The sequence below is a fragment of the Amycolatopsis sp. FU40 genome (genome assembly GCF_021903635.1).
GTDB lineage: Bacteria > Actinomycetota > Actinomycetes > Mycobacteriales > Pseudonocardiaceae > Amycolatopsis > Amycolatopsis dendrobii.
In genome coordinates this window covers 8,964,399-8,978,949 of sequence record NZ_CP091381.1, presented here as the reverse complement: position 1 = coordinate 8,978,949, position 14,551 = coordinate 8,964,399, and the positions used below count along the sequence as shown (strand labels likewise).

Sequence of the window (14,551 nt, the reverse complement as noted above, 5' to 3'; positions counted from 1 at the left end):
GGCCGCCCGATTCGTCACCACTGCCGAAAGTCAAGGTCGAGATCGTGAGGCATGATGGGTCACCATGGCTGAACGCACCCTGGCCGAACAGCTCGGCTCCCCGCTGCCGGACGGCATCGAATCCCTGCCTGAGCAGCACAAACAGGATTTGTCCTCGGCATTGCGGGACGCCCGGCACCGGCAAGCGCAGGCGCTCGCCCGCGCGGGTGAGGAAAGCCTGAAGTACGTGCCCGCCCTGCTGCGCGGCGCGGTGCGGAAAGCGGTCGGCCTGTGAACCCGGAAATCCTGAAACTCGCGCGGGTGCTGGACGTCGACCCCGCCCGGCTCGGCTACCTCGCCGACGTCGACCAGGGCGAGGTGCGGCTGCTGCGCGAGCAGATGACGACGACGCTGTTCGACGCGAACCTCGTCGTGCTGGAGCGGATGGCGCTGGCGAGCAGGCTGCTCCCGGCCGGGGTGACCGCGAAGATCGCGGAAAAGGTGTTCGGCCCGCTGCTGTGCGCGCGGATCGCCGGGCTGGTCGACGTGTCGCGCGGCGTCGACGTCGCGAAGCGGCTGTCGCCGAAGTTCCTCGCCTCGGTCGCGGCGGAACTGGATCCGCGGCGCGCGACGTCCATCATCACCCGGATCCCGGTAGCTACCGTCGTGGCGGTCGCCGAGGAACTGACCCGCCGCGAAGACTGGATCACGCTGGGCCGATTCGTCGGCCATCTGCCGGACGACACGGTCCGCCGCTGCATCGGCCTGCTGGACGACGCCGGTCTCCTGCACACCGCGTACGTGCTGGACGACCGGAGCCGGATCGACCACGTCCTCGGCCTGCTCGGCGACGACCGCCTGCCCGCACTGGTCCGCACGGCCGCGGCGGACGAGTCGCTGTGGGCACCGGCGCTGGATGTGCTGGCCCACCTGAACGAAGCCCGCCGAGCGACGGTGCGGCCGTTGCTCGACGAGCTTCCGGAAGAACTGCGAACCCGCGCGGAGGCGGCGCTCGCTTAGGCCACGATCAGGTAGATCCCGTACCCGATCACCGCGGCGCAGATCGCGAAACACACCACCGCGCCGGTCAGTTGAACCGTGCCGCTGCCACCGTGCGCCCGCGCCGTCACGCGCTCCGACAACCCGCGCACCCCGTACGCGAACAGCCCGGTCAGCACCACGACCGCCGCCAGCGCCACCACGAAAACGATGCCGAGGGCACCCCAGTTGATCGCCATGTCGTGCTCCCTCAGGCCGCGACCGGGGCGGCCTCGGCGGCCTCCGGCTCGTTGTTGACGGTGGCCGGCGTGACCGGGTTGCGCCGCGACGCGAGCCAGATGCCCAGCGCGAGCAGCACTCCGACACCGCCGACGAGGACCGTTCCCCAGCTGCCGCGCGTGGAGACCGCGGCGGCGATGGCCCCGACGATCGCGGCGGCGGGCAGCGTGAGCGCCCAGGCGATCACCATCTTGCCCGCGACGCCCCAGCGGACCTCGGCGAGTTTCCGGCCGAGCCCGGAGCCGATGATGCCGCCCGAGGTGACGTGCGTGGTGGACAGCGCGAAGCCGAGGTGAGACGAGGCGAGGATCACCGCCGCGGAACTCGTCTCGGCGGCGAACCCTTGCGGCGTCTGGATTTCGGTGAGCTTCTTGCCCATCGTCTGGATGATCCGCCAGCCGCCGAAGTAGGTGCCGAGCGCGATCGCCGCGCCGGAGGCGAGGATGACCCACACCGGCGGGTTCGACCCCGGCGCGAGCGAACCGCCCGCGATCAGCGCGAGCGTGATGACGCCCATCGTCTTCTGCGCGTCGTTGGTGCCGTGCGCGAGCGAGACCAGGCTCGCCGAAAGCACCTGGCCGGTCTTGAAACCCTTGCCGACGACGTCCTGGCGCGCCTTGGCGGTGATCCGGTAGACGAGGAACGTGCCGGCGATCGCGACGACGCCCGCCACCACCGGCGACGCGATCGCCGGGATCAGCACCTTCTCGACGACCTTCGCGAAGTGCACGGCGTCGGCGCCGGACGCGATCCAGGTCGCCCCGATCAGCCCCCCGAACAACGCGTGCGAAGAACTCGACGGCAGCCCGACCAGCCACGTCACGAGATTCCAGACGATGGCCCCGACCAATCCGGCGAAAATCACCACCGGCGTGACCTTGGTGTCGTCGACGATTCCGCCGGAAATGGTTTTCGCGACCTCGATCGAGAGGAACGCGCCGACGAGATTCAGCACCGCCGAGATCGCGACCGCGACCCGGGGCTTCAGCGCACCGGTGGCGATCGAAGTGGCCATCGCGTTGGCCGTGTCGTGGAACCCGTTGGTGAAGTCGAAAGCCAGCGCCGCGACGATCACCACCAGGACGATGAGAGAAAAGTCCATGCCCGCTCTCCAGTTCGGAGTGTCCTGCGGGAGTGACGGTACCGACGCGGGCGGGGTCTCCAGATCCCTCAGCGAGTGGCCAGTAGTTGAACTCTGAATGAACGAGATCTTGCCGGTGCCGCCGGTTTTCCGCCGTTCACCTGCTGGTCCTTTTACAGCGTCACCCGGGCGCTTCCGGACCGCGCGCAGGGTCGGGCGCGGGGGCAGGAACTCTGCCCCCGCACCCTTCCGAAAATGACATTAAACGGACGTGTTAGACATTTCCGGCAGAGGGTTCTGCCCTAGATGCCGCGCCCCGTTCGCGGCGGACTCGCGGACCGCGGCGAAACCGTACCGGCGCATTTCCGCCTCGTATTCCCCGATCGCGTCCGGCGTGCCGCTGCTCAACGCGGCGGCGAGCGCGGCCCCGTCGCGCATCGCGGTGTTCGCTCCGGCCCCGGCGGCCGGGCTCATCGCGTGGATCGCGTCGCCGACCAGGCACACCCGCGACGATTCCCACGGCCCGATCGGCACGCTGGTCCGGATCGAAACGAGGAACGGCGAGTCCGGGAGCCAGCTTTCGACCATCCGGCGCACGCGCGGGTTCCAGTCCGCGACGCGGTCGAGCACGAGCTTCTGCATCTCGTCCCCGGACAGCGCGCGGAGTTCGTCGTCGGTCCGCCCGAAGACTTCCTGGCGCGCGCCGAAAGCGCAGGTCATGTACGGCTCGTCGGGGTTGAGGCGAACCTCGGGCGCGAGCCGCGCACACGCGTCGGCGATCGGCTCCGGATAGTCGACCGGCGCGAAGCCGATCATCTGCTTGCGCGGCCCGGAAACGATGCTGAACACGGCGAACATCTCCGGGTCGAACAGCTTCCGGGTCTCCTCGGTGAGCGGGATCTTCGCGTACAGTTGACGCAATCCGGTGTCGACGACCTGTGCGTGCGGGAGATATTGGCGCCGCACCGGCGAATTGACCCCGTCCGCGCCGACAAGAACCGCGCCGCGCGCCTGGGTTCCGTCAGCGAAGTGCGCGACCACGCCGTTCTCGTGCTTTTCGTACCGGACGAACTCTTTGCCGAAGCGGACGTTGCCGAGGCCCTCGAACAGAATCTGCCGCAGCGTGAACCGGTTGACGTTGCGCTGGGTCTCGCCGTCGTCCAGCACGAACTCGGTGCGCGGCACCAACTGGCTGTCGTAGATCGTGGTGGCGTTGCGCGGCTGTCCCGAGGTGGCCAGGAACAGCTCGTGCAGGTGCGGCGGCAGGACTTGCCGCAGCGCCTGGTCACCGCGGGAATCGATGTGCAGCCGATAACCCTGCCTGCGCGCGTCCAGCGCGGAATCGCGTTCGTAGACCTCGCACGGGATCCCGGCTTTGCGCAGTCCTTGCGCGAGGCACAGCCCGCCGAGCCCGGCCCCGATCACGAGCACGGTGTCGTTCACGTCATTCGCCATCAGCGAAGTCCCTTCCGTACCAACGTTCTGGTTCGAGAGGGACGCACTGGGCTCGGCCCGCGCAAGCCGGGCGCTCGGAAACAGAGCGAATGGGTCGTCCAGCCTAACCCATACCGGACAATGGTCTTTCGCGCGTCCTGTTCCCTTTCACGTTAGCGCAGCCGCGGACGCCGTCGCCACCTGATCAACGGAGCTTTGCCCCTTTCCGCCACACCGCGTGGGTCAACGGGACCCCGGGCCGATAAGCGAGATGCGTGGTGGACGGCGCGTCGAGTACATGCACATCGGCCCGCGCGCCCGGCCGCAGATACCCGACGTCGTCCCGGCGCAGTGCCCGCGCACCGCCGGCCGTTGCCGACCACACGGCCTCGTCCACGGTCATCCGCATCTGCAGCACGGCCGTCGTCACGCAGAACGCCATCGACGTGGTGTACGAACTGCCCGGGTTCGCGTTGCTCGCCAACGCGACCGTCGCGCCGGCGTCGAGCAGCCGCCGTGCCGGAGCGAGCGATTGCCTCGTGGACAAATCGCACGCGGGCAACGCTGTCGCGACCGTGTTGGACGACGCGAGCGCCTCGACGTCGGCATCGCTCAGGTACGTGCAGTGGTCCACGCTCGCCGCGTCCAGCTCCACCGCCAGCCGCACGCCCGGACCCTCGCCGAGCTGATTGCCGTGCACCCGCAGCCCAAGCCCGCGCTCCGCCGCCGCTTTGAGCACGCGCGCCGACTGTGCCTCGTCGAACGCACCGGTCTCGCAGAACACATCGGCCCAGCGCACGTGCGGTGCGACGGCGTCCAGCATCTCGCCGCAGACCAGGTCCACATAGGATTCCGCGTCGGCACCCGGCGGCACGAGGTGCGCTCCGAGGAAGGTCACCTCGTCCGCGACCTCGCCAGCGATTCGCGCCGACCGAGTCTCGTCAACGACATTGAGGCCGTACCCGGTCTTCGTCTCCAGACAGGTCGTGCCCTGCGCAGCCGCTTCCTCGACATGTCGACGCAGGTTCGCCGCCAGCTGCTCGTCCGAAGCCGCCCGCGTCGCGTCGACGGTGACCGCGATTCCGCCTGCCGCGTAAGCCTGTCCGGCCATCCGCGCCTCGAACTCGGCGGTGCGGTCCCCCGCGAACACGAGATGGGTGTGGCTGTCGACCCACCCGGGCAGCACCGCGCGACCTTCGACGTCGACACGCTCGTCGGCGTCCGGAGCCTGCGCGGCCGGACCCGCCCACACGACGGTCTCGCCATCGAGCACCAGCGCGGCGTCGCGAAGCTTGCCCAGCTCCGGGTCGTTCGTGGTGAGCTCGCCGATTCCGGTGATCAGTACTGCCACAGCGCCTCGATCTCCTTGGCCAGTAAGGTTTCCGGTCGTTCGATCAGCATGTGCGCACCGTCGCGCACCACTTCCCGCCCGGCCACCACCACGGTACGGACGTCCGCGGCCGCGGCGGCGAACAGCACGCCGGACGGTTCGATCCCGGCCGTGCGCACCGTGTCCGTCGCGACCGTGACCAGGTCCGCCCCGGCACCAGGCGCGAGCGTGCCGGTCTCCGGCCAACCTGCGGAAATGTGCTCGGTCCCAGCGGAGAGCAGTTCTTCCGCGGTGAACCTGCCGCGTTCCTCGCTGGCGAGCCGATCGTCCAGTTCCAGCGCCCGGGTCTCCTCGAACGCGTCGACCACCGCGTTGCTGTCGCTCCCGATGCCGAGCCGCGCGCCCGCGTCGAGCAGGCTCCGGGCCGGGCCGATGCCGTCCCCGAGGTCCCGTTCGGTGGTCGGGCAGAAGCACGCGCCGCTCCGGGAATCGCCCAGCCACTTGATGTCCTGCTCGGTCAAGTGCGTCGCATGCACCGCGGTGAGCCGCTCGCCGAGCACGCCGTAATCCCAGAGCAACCCGGTCGGCGTCCAGCGGTACGCGGCCTCGCATTGCTCGTTCTCCGCGCGCTGCTCGGACAGGTGGATGTGCAGTGGCCGGTCCTTCGGCACCGCGTTGTCCACCTTCGGCAGCTCGTACTCCGGCACCGCACGCACCGAGTGGATCGCCCCGCCGACACGGAACAGGTCGTCTTCCTTCAACAACGCGACGCGTTCCGCCCATTTCTCGGCGGAACCGTCCGAAAACCGCTGCTGCACCTCGTCCGGCGGCACGCCGATCCCGCCCGCGAGGTAGCAGGTGTCGAGCAGGGTCATCCGGATTCCGGCGTCCCGCGCGGCCTGTCGCAACGCGTCGCCCATCGCGTTAGGCGACGCGTACGGCTTGCCGCCCGGGCCGTGGTGCAGATAGTGGAACTCGGCGACGCTCGTGTACCCCGCCAGCACCATCTCCGCGTAGACGCCCCGAGCGAGCCGGTAGTACGCATCCGGATCGAGCCGGGCGGCGAGCGAGTACATCCGCTCCCGCCACGTCCAGAACGTGCCCCGCTCGTGGTGCGTCCGGCCCCGCAGCGCGCGGTGGAACGCATGCGAATGCCCGTTGGCGAAGCCGGGAAGTGTCAGTCCGTTAAGGACAGTCCCGGTGGTGTCCGTGTCAGCGGTCACCGAAACGATCCGGCCGCCCGCGATCTCGATCCGGACCGCTTCCGCGATCCCGTCGGGCAGCCAGGCCCGTTCGCACCAGTACGTGGTCATCTCGCGAGCCGCTCCAGCACCTCGGCCAGCGCCCGAACGCCGGCCTCGACGTCGTCCGCCTCAGCGAATTCCTCCGGCGCGTGGCTGATCCCGGTCGGATTGCGGACGTAGAGCATCCCGGACGGCACGAATCCCGACAGGATCGCCGCGTCATGTCCGGCACCCGTGGGCAACTCGGGCGGAGTGCCCAGCCACTCCCCCAGCGACCGCCGCAGCGACTCGTCGAACACCACGTCGTCGGAGTACGACTCGCGCGTGACCGCCAGCTCGCACCCTTCCGCCTCGGCCGCGGCCCGCGCTGCTTGAGTGATCTCCTCGACCAGCGCAGGAGTCGAAGCACCCGGCACGCGCGCGTCCAGCCACAGGTCCACAGTGGACGCGATCACGTTCGTCCCGCCCGGCGTGGGCACCAGCCGACCCACGGTCGCCCGCGCGTCCGGCGTCTTCCGCGCCAGCCGCCGCACCGCGACCACGGTCTCGGCGGCGGGCAGCATCGGATCGACCCGGTCCGCGAGCAACGTCGCACCCGCGTGGTTTCCCTGCCCGGCAAAGGAGAATCGCCACCGCCCGTGCGCGATCACCGTGTTGCCGACCGCCACCGGCGACCCGAGGTCGATCAGCCCCCTGCCCTGTTCGACGTGCAGTTCCAGGAATCGCCCGATCAGCCCGAGCCGGTCCGGATCCGCGCCGACGCGGTCCACGTCCAGCCCGGACTTCGCCGCGGCCTCGGCGAACGTGACGCCGGACGGATCCCGCAGCGCCCGCGCCCGGTCCGCGTCAATCGTCCCGGTGAGCAGCCGCGAACCGAGACACGGCACGCCGAAACGCCCGCCCTCCTCCTCGGCGAAGACCACCACCGCGAACGGCTTGGCCGGACGGAATTCCTTGGCCTGCAAGGCTTCCACCGCCGCCAGCGCGCTTACGACGCCAAGCGGCCCGTCGAACGCGCCGCCGCCCGGCACCGAGTCCAGGTGGCTGCCGGTGACGACCGCGTCCGCGCCGGGAGCACCCCACCACGCCCACAGGTTGCCGTTGCGATCGGTCTCGACGTCAAGGCCCAGTTGCTGCGCCCGTTCGACGAACCACGTGCGCAGGTCGTGCTCCGGCGCATCGAACGCGTGCCGTGAGTAACCGCCGCGCCGGGCATCGCGCCCGACGTCGGCGATCTCGCCGAGCAGCCCGGATGCGGTCACGCCTGCTCCCTCATCGGCACCCGCACACCGCGCTCGTCGGCGACCTCGGCCGCGCGGTCGTATCCGGCGTCGACGTGCCGGATGACGCCCATGCCCGGGTCGTTCGTGAGCACCCGCTCCAGCTTCTGCGCCGCCAGCGGCGTGCCGTCCGCGACGCTCACCTGCCCGGCGTGGATGGACCGGCCCATGCCGACCCCGCCGCCGTGGTGGATGGACACCCAGCTCGCCCCGGACGAGGTGTTGACCAGTGCGTTGAGCAGCGGCCAGTCGGCGATCGCGTCCGAGCCGTCGGCCATGCCCTCGGTCTCGCGGTACGGCGAGGCGACGCTGCCCGAGTCGAGGTGGTCGCGGCCGATCACGACCGGGGCCTTCAGCTCGCCGCTGGCGACCATCTCGTTGAAGCGAAGGCCGGCCAGGTGCCGTTCGCCGTAGCCGAGCCAGCAGATCCGCGCGGGCAGGCCCTGGAAGGCGACGCGCTCGCCGGCCATCTTGATCCAGCGGGCCAGCGATTCGTTCTCCGGGAACAGCTCGAGCATCGCGCGGTCGGTCGCGGCGATGTCGTCGGGGTCGCCGGACAGCGCGGCCCAGCGGAACGGACCGTTGCCCTCGCAGAACAACGGCCGGATGTAGGCGGGCACGAAGCCGGGGAAGTCGAACGCGCGCTCGCAACCGCCGAGTTTCGCCTCGCCGCGCAGGGAGTTGCCGTAGTCGAAGACCTCGGCGCCGCGGTCGAGGAACCCGAGCATCGCGTCGACGTGGTCAGCCATCGACTCGCGCGCCCGGTCGGTGAACTCGTCCGGTTTCTTCGCCGCGTAGTCCTGCCAGTCGTCCACGCTGATGCCCTTGGGCAGGTAGGACAGCGGATCGTGCGCCGACGTCTGGTCGGTGACGATGTCCACCTCGACGTCGCGGCGCAACAGCTCCGGCAGCACCTCGGCGGCGTTGCCGACCACGCCTACCGACAGCGGACGCCGCTCCTTCTTCGCCGCGGTGACCCGCCGGATCGCGTCGTCCAGGTCGTCGGCCACCTCGTCGAGGTAGCGGTGCTCGACGCGCCGGTGCGCGCGCTGGGCGTCGACCTCGATGCACAACGCCACGCCGTCGTTCATCGTGACCGCGAGCGGCTGCGCGCCGCCCATGCCGCCGAGCCCGGCGGTGACGGTGAGCGTGCCGCGCAGCGTTCCGCCGAACCGCTTCTTCGCGACCGCGGCGAACGTCTCGTACGTGCCCTGCAGAATGCCTTGCGTGCCAATGTAAATCCACGAACCGGCGGTCATCTGCCCGTACATGGTGAGGCCCTGCTGCTCCAGCCGGCGGAACTCCGGCCACGTCGCCCAGTCGCCTACCAGGTTCGAGTTCGCGATCAGCACCCGCGGCGCCCATTCGTGCGTGCGGAACACGCCGACCGGCTTGCCGGACTGGACCAGCAGCGTCTCGTCCTGTTCCAGCGCGGTCAGCTCGCGGGTGATCGCGTCGAAGCTCGCCCAGTTGCGCGCGGCGCGGCCGGTGCCGCCGTAGACGACCAGGTCGTCGGGCCGTTCGGCGACCTCGGGGTCGAGGTTGTTGTGGAACATCCGCAGGGCGGCCTCGGTCTGCCAGTTCTTCGCGGTCAGCGACGTGCCGCGGGCGGCGCGGACGGTACGGGCGGTGCTAGTCATGCTCAGGCCTCCAGTTCGGCCGCGGCCAGGACAGCGCCCGACCGCACGAGTTCTTCGGCGGCCGCGATCTCGGGCGCCAGGTGACGGTCGGGGCCGGGGCCCTCGACCTTGGTGCGCAGCAGGTCCCGGACGCGTCCGGTGACCGGCGAGGGCCGCAGCGGCGCGCGGAAGTCGAGCGCGCGGGCCGCGGTGAGCAGTTCGACGGCGAGCACGGTGGTCAGGCCGTCGACCGCCTTGCGCAGCTTGCGCGCGGCGGACCAGCCCATGGACACGTGGTCCTCCTGCATCGCGCTGCTCGGGATCGAGTCGACCGAGGCGGGCACCGCGAGCCGCTTCAGCTCGCTGACCACGGCGGCCTGCGTGTACTGCGCGATCATGTGCCCGGAATCGACGCCAGGGTCGTGCGCGAGGAACGGCGGCAGGCCGTGCGAGCGCGCCTGGTCGAGCATCCGGTCGGTGCGGCGTTCGGCGATGCTCGCCACGTCCGCCACCGGCACCGCGAGGAAGTCGAGCACGTACGCGACCGGCGCGCCGTGGAAGTTGCCGTTCGACTCCACCCGGCCGTCGGCCAGCACCACCGGGTTGTCCACCGCGGACCAGAGTTCCCGCTCGGCAACCAGTTCCGCGTGCGTCAGCGTGTCCCGCGCGGCGCCGTGCACCTGCGGCGCGCACCGCAGCGAGTACGCGTCCTGCACGCGGTTGCAGTCCGGACCGCGGTGGCTTTCCACGATCTTCGACCCCTGCAACGCCGCGAACATCCGCGCCGCGCTGGTCGCCTGGCCGGGATGCGGGCGCAGCGCCTGCAAATCGGCGGCGAACGCGCGGTCGGTGCCCAGCAGCGCCTCGACGCTCATCGCCGCGGTGAGGTCCGCGACGTCCAGCAGCCGGTGCAGGTCGGCGGCGGCGAGCAACAGCATGCCGAGCATGCCGTCGGTGCCGTTGGTGAGCGCGAGGCCCTCCTTCTCGGCCAGCACGAGCGGCGTGATCCCGGCCGCCCGCAGAGCGTCCGCGGCGGGCTTCCGCTCGCCCGCGTGGAACACCTCGCCCTCGCCCATCAACGCGAGCGCTACCGCGGCCAGCGGTGCGAGGTCGCCGGAGCAGCCGAGCGAGCCGTACTCGTGCACGACCGGCGTGATGTCCGCGTTGAGCAGCGCCGCAAGCGTTTGCGCCGTCTGCGGGCGGACGCCGGTGTAGCCGCTGGCCAGCGTGCGCAGGCGCAGCAGCATCAATGCGCGCACCACCTCCGGCTCCACCGCCGGCCCGGCGCCCGCGGCGTGCGACCGGATCAGGCTGCGCTGCAGCGCGGTGCGGCTCTCGACCGGGATGTGGCGCGTGGCGAGCGCGCCGAATCCGGTCGAGACCCCGTAGGTCGGCGACGTGGCGTCGGCGAGGTCTTCGATGTGCTGGCGGGTGGCGGCGAGGTTCTTCTCGACCGTCTCGGCGAGCCCGACGTGCGCGTGCCCGCGGACGATGTCGACGACCTGCGCCGCGGTCATCGGCTTCGAGCTCAGGAGGACTGGTTCCGGCATGCCGCCATTGCACCTCCCGGCGGGCCGCGGCGACAGGGCGGAGTTCGCGGTAGTGTCTGGTATCCAAGACAACACGTGGCGAGAGCCTCGACCACCGGTGCGAAGGGACCCCTCATACTCCGTTCGGGCAGTGCGAGGGGTCCCCTCGCGCCGTTTCCGGAGGAGGCAGAGGAGCCCCCAGTGAGCAGTTCCGACGTTCCCGCCCTGCGCAACGGCCTCTCCGTGCTGCGCCTGCTCGCCGGCCACGCGGGCCCGGTCTCGGCCGCGGCCATCGCGCGCGACCTCGAACTGCCCCGGTCGACGACATATCACCTGCTCAACGAACTGACCGCGGCCGGTTTCGTCACCCATCTGCCCGCCGAACGCCGCTACGGCCTCGGCATCGCCGCCTTCGAACTCGGCTCGGCCTACCTGCGCCACGACCCACTGGAGCGGCTGGCCGGGCCGCTGCTGCGCAAACTGGTCGACCGCATCGGCCACACCGCGCACCTCGGCGTCCTGCACGGCAACGAATCGCTGTACCTGATCAAGGAACGCCCGGCCCGCCCGGAAACCCTGGTCACCGATGTCGGTGTGCGACTGCCCGCGCATCTGACCGCGTCCGGCCGCGCGATGCTCCAGCATCTGCCAGCCGCACACGTCCGCGCCCTGTTCCCGGCCGCCGCGTCATTCGTCTTGCGCACTCCGCGCGGCCCCAATTCGCTGGCCGCGCTACGCCGCACCTTGGCGACCGAACGCCGCCTCGGCTGGTCAGTGGAAGACGGTCACGTGACAGCGGGCTTCGCCTCTGTCGCCGCCCCAGTATTCGACCACGGTTCCAGGCCGATGGCCGCGATCAGCGTGACACTGCGCCACCTTTGCCCGGACGACGGCCCCTGCGAAGAAACCTTCCCCGACTTGGCCGAAGCCGTCGCCGCGACAGCCGCGACACTCACCACGCACATCGGCGGCACCCGCCCAGCGTGACACCCTCCCGTCAATTCCCCCAGAAATAAAACACTAACCCCCAGAACGTCCCCGCGAACGAGCATACCTTAACCGAAGTGTTCAACTGCGCAAGCGCTTCATTCAAGCTACGACAAAACCGACACGACCGCACTGCGGCGCCACCGCACGGCGTCCCCCACTTGCCGTAATACCCGCATTGACCACCGCCAACGGACGATTGACAGTCACTATCCGCTCAGGTATAGCTCTAATGGGTTTAAAGCGAAACTCAAAACATCAGGGGGCTTGAGTGGATTCGCTTCAGTACGTTCCTGCTTGTTTGCTTACCGGCAACCGGTAGGCCACCTTCACTGATCCGGGTGCCGCGGGGGCGGTGCCCGGATCGGCATTGCTCTGCCTTTCGAACATTCCCGCACAGCGATTCGCGCGCAATTCGACTCGCTGCGCTCACCCTTGCCCGCATTCGGGCGAGGGCGGCAACCGACCTTGTGCTGCCGGACAGCACCGCATAGGAGCACTTCATCCATGAAACCGAACTGGGCCTTCAGCCTGGGCGAACTGTTCGATCACCGAAGCAGTTCCGGCAAGCCCATGACATTCCACCTGTCCCGGCCGCTGGACATCGACCGGGAAGACCGCTCGAGCCTCGACCTGCCCGCGATCGCGGCCTTGGTCCGGGATTCCGCGGGCGTGCTGAGTAAAGCGGGCGTGAAACCCGGCGACCGGGTGGTCGTCTACAAAGCCAATCATTTCGACTGCATTCTGCTGGCCGCCGCGATCTCCCGGCTCGGCGCGGTCGCCGTGATACTGTCCGGTTTGCTGGGAAAGGAAGCCGCACAAAGCCTGATCCGCCGGGTGGAACCGTCAGCGGTCGTCACCGACGCCGAACGCATCGAACGCGCGGAAATCACCCCCGAGGCGTTCCCGGATCTCGCCGGAAAGATCTTCAGCGTCAACGGCGACTCCCCGCACGCGCAGACCTACGCGGACCTCAAAGCGGAACCGCACCTGCACCCCGTCCCCCGCCGGGACGACGAACTCCTCATGCTCACCCACACCTCCGGCACCACCGGCATCCCCAAATTGATCATCTTCCCGCCAGCCACGATCCAAAAACAAATGGCCAGGCTGGAATGCCGCCATTTCCCGCCCCTGACGTTCCGCCGCAACGACGTCGTGGCCATGTTCACGCCCTACGTGCATGCCCGGGCCTTCACCTGGATCTATTCGGTGCTGACGCTGTCCCCGGCCACCGTGCTGGCCATGGACGACAGCTCCCCGGACGTAGTCGACCGCGTTTTCCGCCGCTACCAGCCGACGTTCATGGAAGCCTTGCCGATCGACTATTCGGCCATGGCCCCGCTGATCCGCACCGGCGCGAACAACCCGTTCGCTCGTATCCGCTTGTTCGCCGGAAACTTCGACGCGATCCGCTGGCCGGTCATCCGCCGCTTCCTGAACGCGTCCCGGCACCCGTTCCCGCTCTGGCGCGACGGCTACGGCCAGTCGGAAACCGGCGGCATGGGCATGACCGTGCTCTCGCGCCGCTCCGCGAACCGCCCGCGCGACCACAAACCCGGCCCGCGCGTCGTAGGCCGCCCGATGCCCGGTTTCGTCACCCTCAAGATCGTCGATCCGGACACCTTCGAACCCGTCGACCGCGGCCGCCCCGGCCTGGTTCTGGCCAAAACAAAGGCCCGCTGCGCCGGCTACTACGGCGAACCCGAACGCTGGAAGGAAAAACTGGTGGGCGACTGGTGGAACACCGGCGACATCGGCATCCTCACCCCGACCGGGGCATTGAAGATCGTCGACCGCGAGGTCAACTTCGCGTCCGGCATCGGCTACCTGGAATTCGAAGACACCCTGGTAGACCGCCTGCCGGAAGGATCGGACGTCGCCATCCTCCCCCGTGACAACGACCTGCCCCTCCCCGTCGTCGCCACCCGGGACGGCCGCCTGGACGACATCGACTGGTCCCGGGCCCGCACCGGCCTCCCCGCACTGGCCGACCCCGTCGTCATCGCCGCGACGGACATGCCGAGAACCGCGACCGGCAAAATCGTGCGGGAAGAACTGCGCCGCACCCACCTGGACACCGTCGCCACCCCCGGCACGGGACGCTGGACATGATCAGCAACGGCTTCAGCGTGGAACCCTTGACCACGTCCTGCCGAGAGGTCTGGGAATCCCGCCGCCACGCGGTTTTCGGTGTCAGCCCGGGCAACAGCTACTTCAACGTCGACCGCCTGCGTTCCACTTTGGACTGGCTGCAAACGGAATTCAAGCAAATCGACGTCGTCATCCCCGACAGCGCACTGAAACACACCTTCACCGCCCTGGGCTACGACGAGGCCAAGGCAGCGAAGAAGGCCCGGTCGGAAACCAACGTCCTGCGCAACCGAGTCCTCCGAGCATGGACGGACCTGGGCGGCCCAAGACCAGCCGACGGCCTGCACCGCATGTCCGAACTCTCGGAAAACCTCACCTACACCGAGGTTCTGGAGCACTGCACCCACCTGACCGCGGCGGACCCCACTCTGGCTTCAGCCAGCACAGAAATGACCAAAGAAGTGCTGGCTGCCAAAGGACTGACCGGCGATGCCACGCCCGCGCAAATCGCCGAAGCGAAAAACTACCTCATCGCCGAACTGCCTTTCTTCGTATCTTCCTGCAGAATCTTCGAGGTAGACGCCTCCCTGAACTTCTACCATCAACCCCTCCCCCTGGCGAACGTAATCTTCTCGGACGCCGCAGCCCTGAAACCAGAACCAGGCCAGGGCTACGCCACCATCCGCCCCGCCTGAA

At 69.3% G+C, this 14,551-nt stretch carries 13 protein-coding genes; 5 read left to right on the top strand and 8 right to left on the bottom strand.

Features of this window, described 5'->3' with window-relative positions:
• Positions 1 to 64 precede the first annotated feature (64 nt).
• Together L3Q65_RS42590 and L3Q65_RS42585 are read left to right on the top strand one after the other, a co-directional pair.
• Complete coding sequence (locus L3Q65_RS42590) at positions 65 to 274, top strand: hypothetical protein (protein WP_182895318.1); 210 nt, start codon at positions 65 to 67, stop codon at positions 272 to 274.
• Entirely contained in the window at positions 271 to 999 is a 729-nt protein-coding gene (locus L3Q65_RS42585; protein ID WP_182895319.1) for a hypothetical protein, read from the top strand. The genes L3Q65_RS42590 and L3Q65_RS42585 overlap by 4 nt, the downstream gene beginning before the upstream one ends.
• On the opposite strand, the gene L3Q65_RS42580 is transcribed toward L3Q65_RS42585, so the two are convergent.
• The 8 genes from L3Q65_RS42580 to hutH all read right to left on the bottom strand — a co-directional run bounded on the left by L3Q65_RS42580 (position 996) and on the right by hutH (position 10,795).
• Positions 996 to 1,217 carry a hypothetical protein gene (locus L3Q65_RS42580; RefSeq protein ID WP_182895320.1) on the bottom strand — a complete coding sequence of 74 codons (222 nt, stop codon included), beginning with the start codon at positions 1,215 to 1,217 and terminating at the stop codon, positions 996 to 998. The two genes, L3Q65_RS42585 and L3Q65_RS42580, sit on opposite strands and share 4 nt — an antisense overlap.
• A gap of 11 nt (positions 1,218 to 1,228) precedes the next feature.
• Positions 1,229 to 2,359, bottom strand: coding sequence for an inorganic phosphate transporter (locus tag L3Q65_RS42575; RefSeq protein WP_182895321.1), 1,131 nt, complete (start codon positions 2,357 to 2,359; stop codon positions 1,229 to 1,231).
• Positions 2,360 to 2,599: 240 nt separating this feature from the next.
• Complete coding sequence (locus L3Q65_RS42570; protein ID WP_182895322.1) at positions 2,600 to 3,793, bottom strand: NAD(P)/FAD-dependent oxidoreductase; 1,194 nt, start codon at positions 3,791 to 3,793, stop codon at positions 2,600 to 2,602.
• A gap of 184 nt (positions 3,794 to 3,977) precedes the next feature.
• Positions 3,978 to 5,123 (bottom strand): imidazolonepropionase, encoded by a 1,146-nt coding sequence (gene hutI, locus L3Q65_RS42565; RefSeq protein WP_237598149.1) that lies wholly within the window; start codon positions 5,121 to 5,123, stop codon positions 3,978 to 3,980.
• Positions 5,111 to 6,415, bottom strand: coding sequence for a formimidoylglutamate deiminase (locus tag L3Q65_RS42560; RefSeq protein WP_237598148.1), 1,305 nt, complete (start codon positions 6,413 to 6,415; stop codon positions 5,111 to 5,113). The genes hutI and L3Q65_RS42560 overlap by 13 nt, the downstream gene beginning before the upstream one ends.
• Positions 6,412 to 7,608, bottom strand: coding sequence for an allantoate amidohydrolase (locus L3Q65_RS42555; RefSeq protein ID WP_237598147.1), 1,197 nt, complete (start codon positions 7,606 to 7,608; stop codon positions 6,412 to 6,414). The genes L3Q65_RS42560 and L3Q65_RS42555 overlap by 4 nt, the downstream gene beginning before the upstream one ends.
• Entirely contained in the window at positions 7,605 to 9,266 is a 1,662-nt protein-coding gene (hutU, locus tag L3Q65_RS42550; RefSeq protein WP_182895326.1) for a urocanate hydratase, read from the bottom strand. The genes L3Q65_RS42555 and hutU overlap by 4 nt, the downstream gene beginning before the upstream one ends.
• Before the next feature lie 2 nt (positions 9,267 to 9,268).
• The gene (gene hutH, locus L3Q65_RS42545; RefSeq protein ID WP_237598146.1) at positions 9,269 to 10,795 is read right to left on the bottom strand and encodes a histidine ammonia-lyase; all 1,527 of its coding nucleotides are present in this window, start codon (positions 10,793 to 10,795) and stop codon (positions 9,269 to 9,271) included.
• A 180-nt stretch (positions 10,796 to 10,975) separates the two neighbouring features.
• On the opposite strand from hutH, the gene L3Q65_RS42540 reads away from it, so the two are divergent.
• The 3 genes from L3Q65_RS42540 to L3Q65_RS42530 all read left to right on the top strand — a co-directional run bounded on the left by L3Q65_RS42540 (position 10,976) and on the right by L3Q65_RS42530 (position 14,550).
• Entirely contained in the window at positions 10,976 to 11,761 is a 786-nt protein-coding gene (locus L3Q65_RS42540) for an IclR family transcriptional regulator (RefSeq protein WP_237598145.1), read from the top strand.
• Positions 11,762 to 12,268: 507 nt separating this feature from the next.
• Complete coding sequence (locus tag L3Q65_RS42535) at positions 12,269 to 13,876, top strand: class I adenylate-forming enzyme family protein (protein WP_237598144.1); 1,608 nt, start codon at positions 12,269 to 12,271, stop codon at positions 13,874 to 13,876.
• Complete coding sequence (locus L3Q65_RS42530; protein ID WP_182895329.1) at positions 13,873 to 14,550, top strand: tRNA-dependent cyclodipeptide synthase; 678 nt, start codon at positions 13,873 to 13,875, stop codon at positions 14,548 to 14,550. The genes L3Q65_RS42535 and L3Q65_RS42530 overlap by 4 nt, the downstream gene beginning before the upstream one ends.
• The last annotated feature ends 1 nt before the right edge of the window (position 14,551 follow it).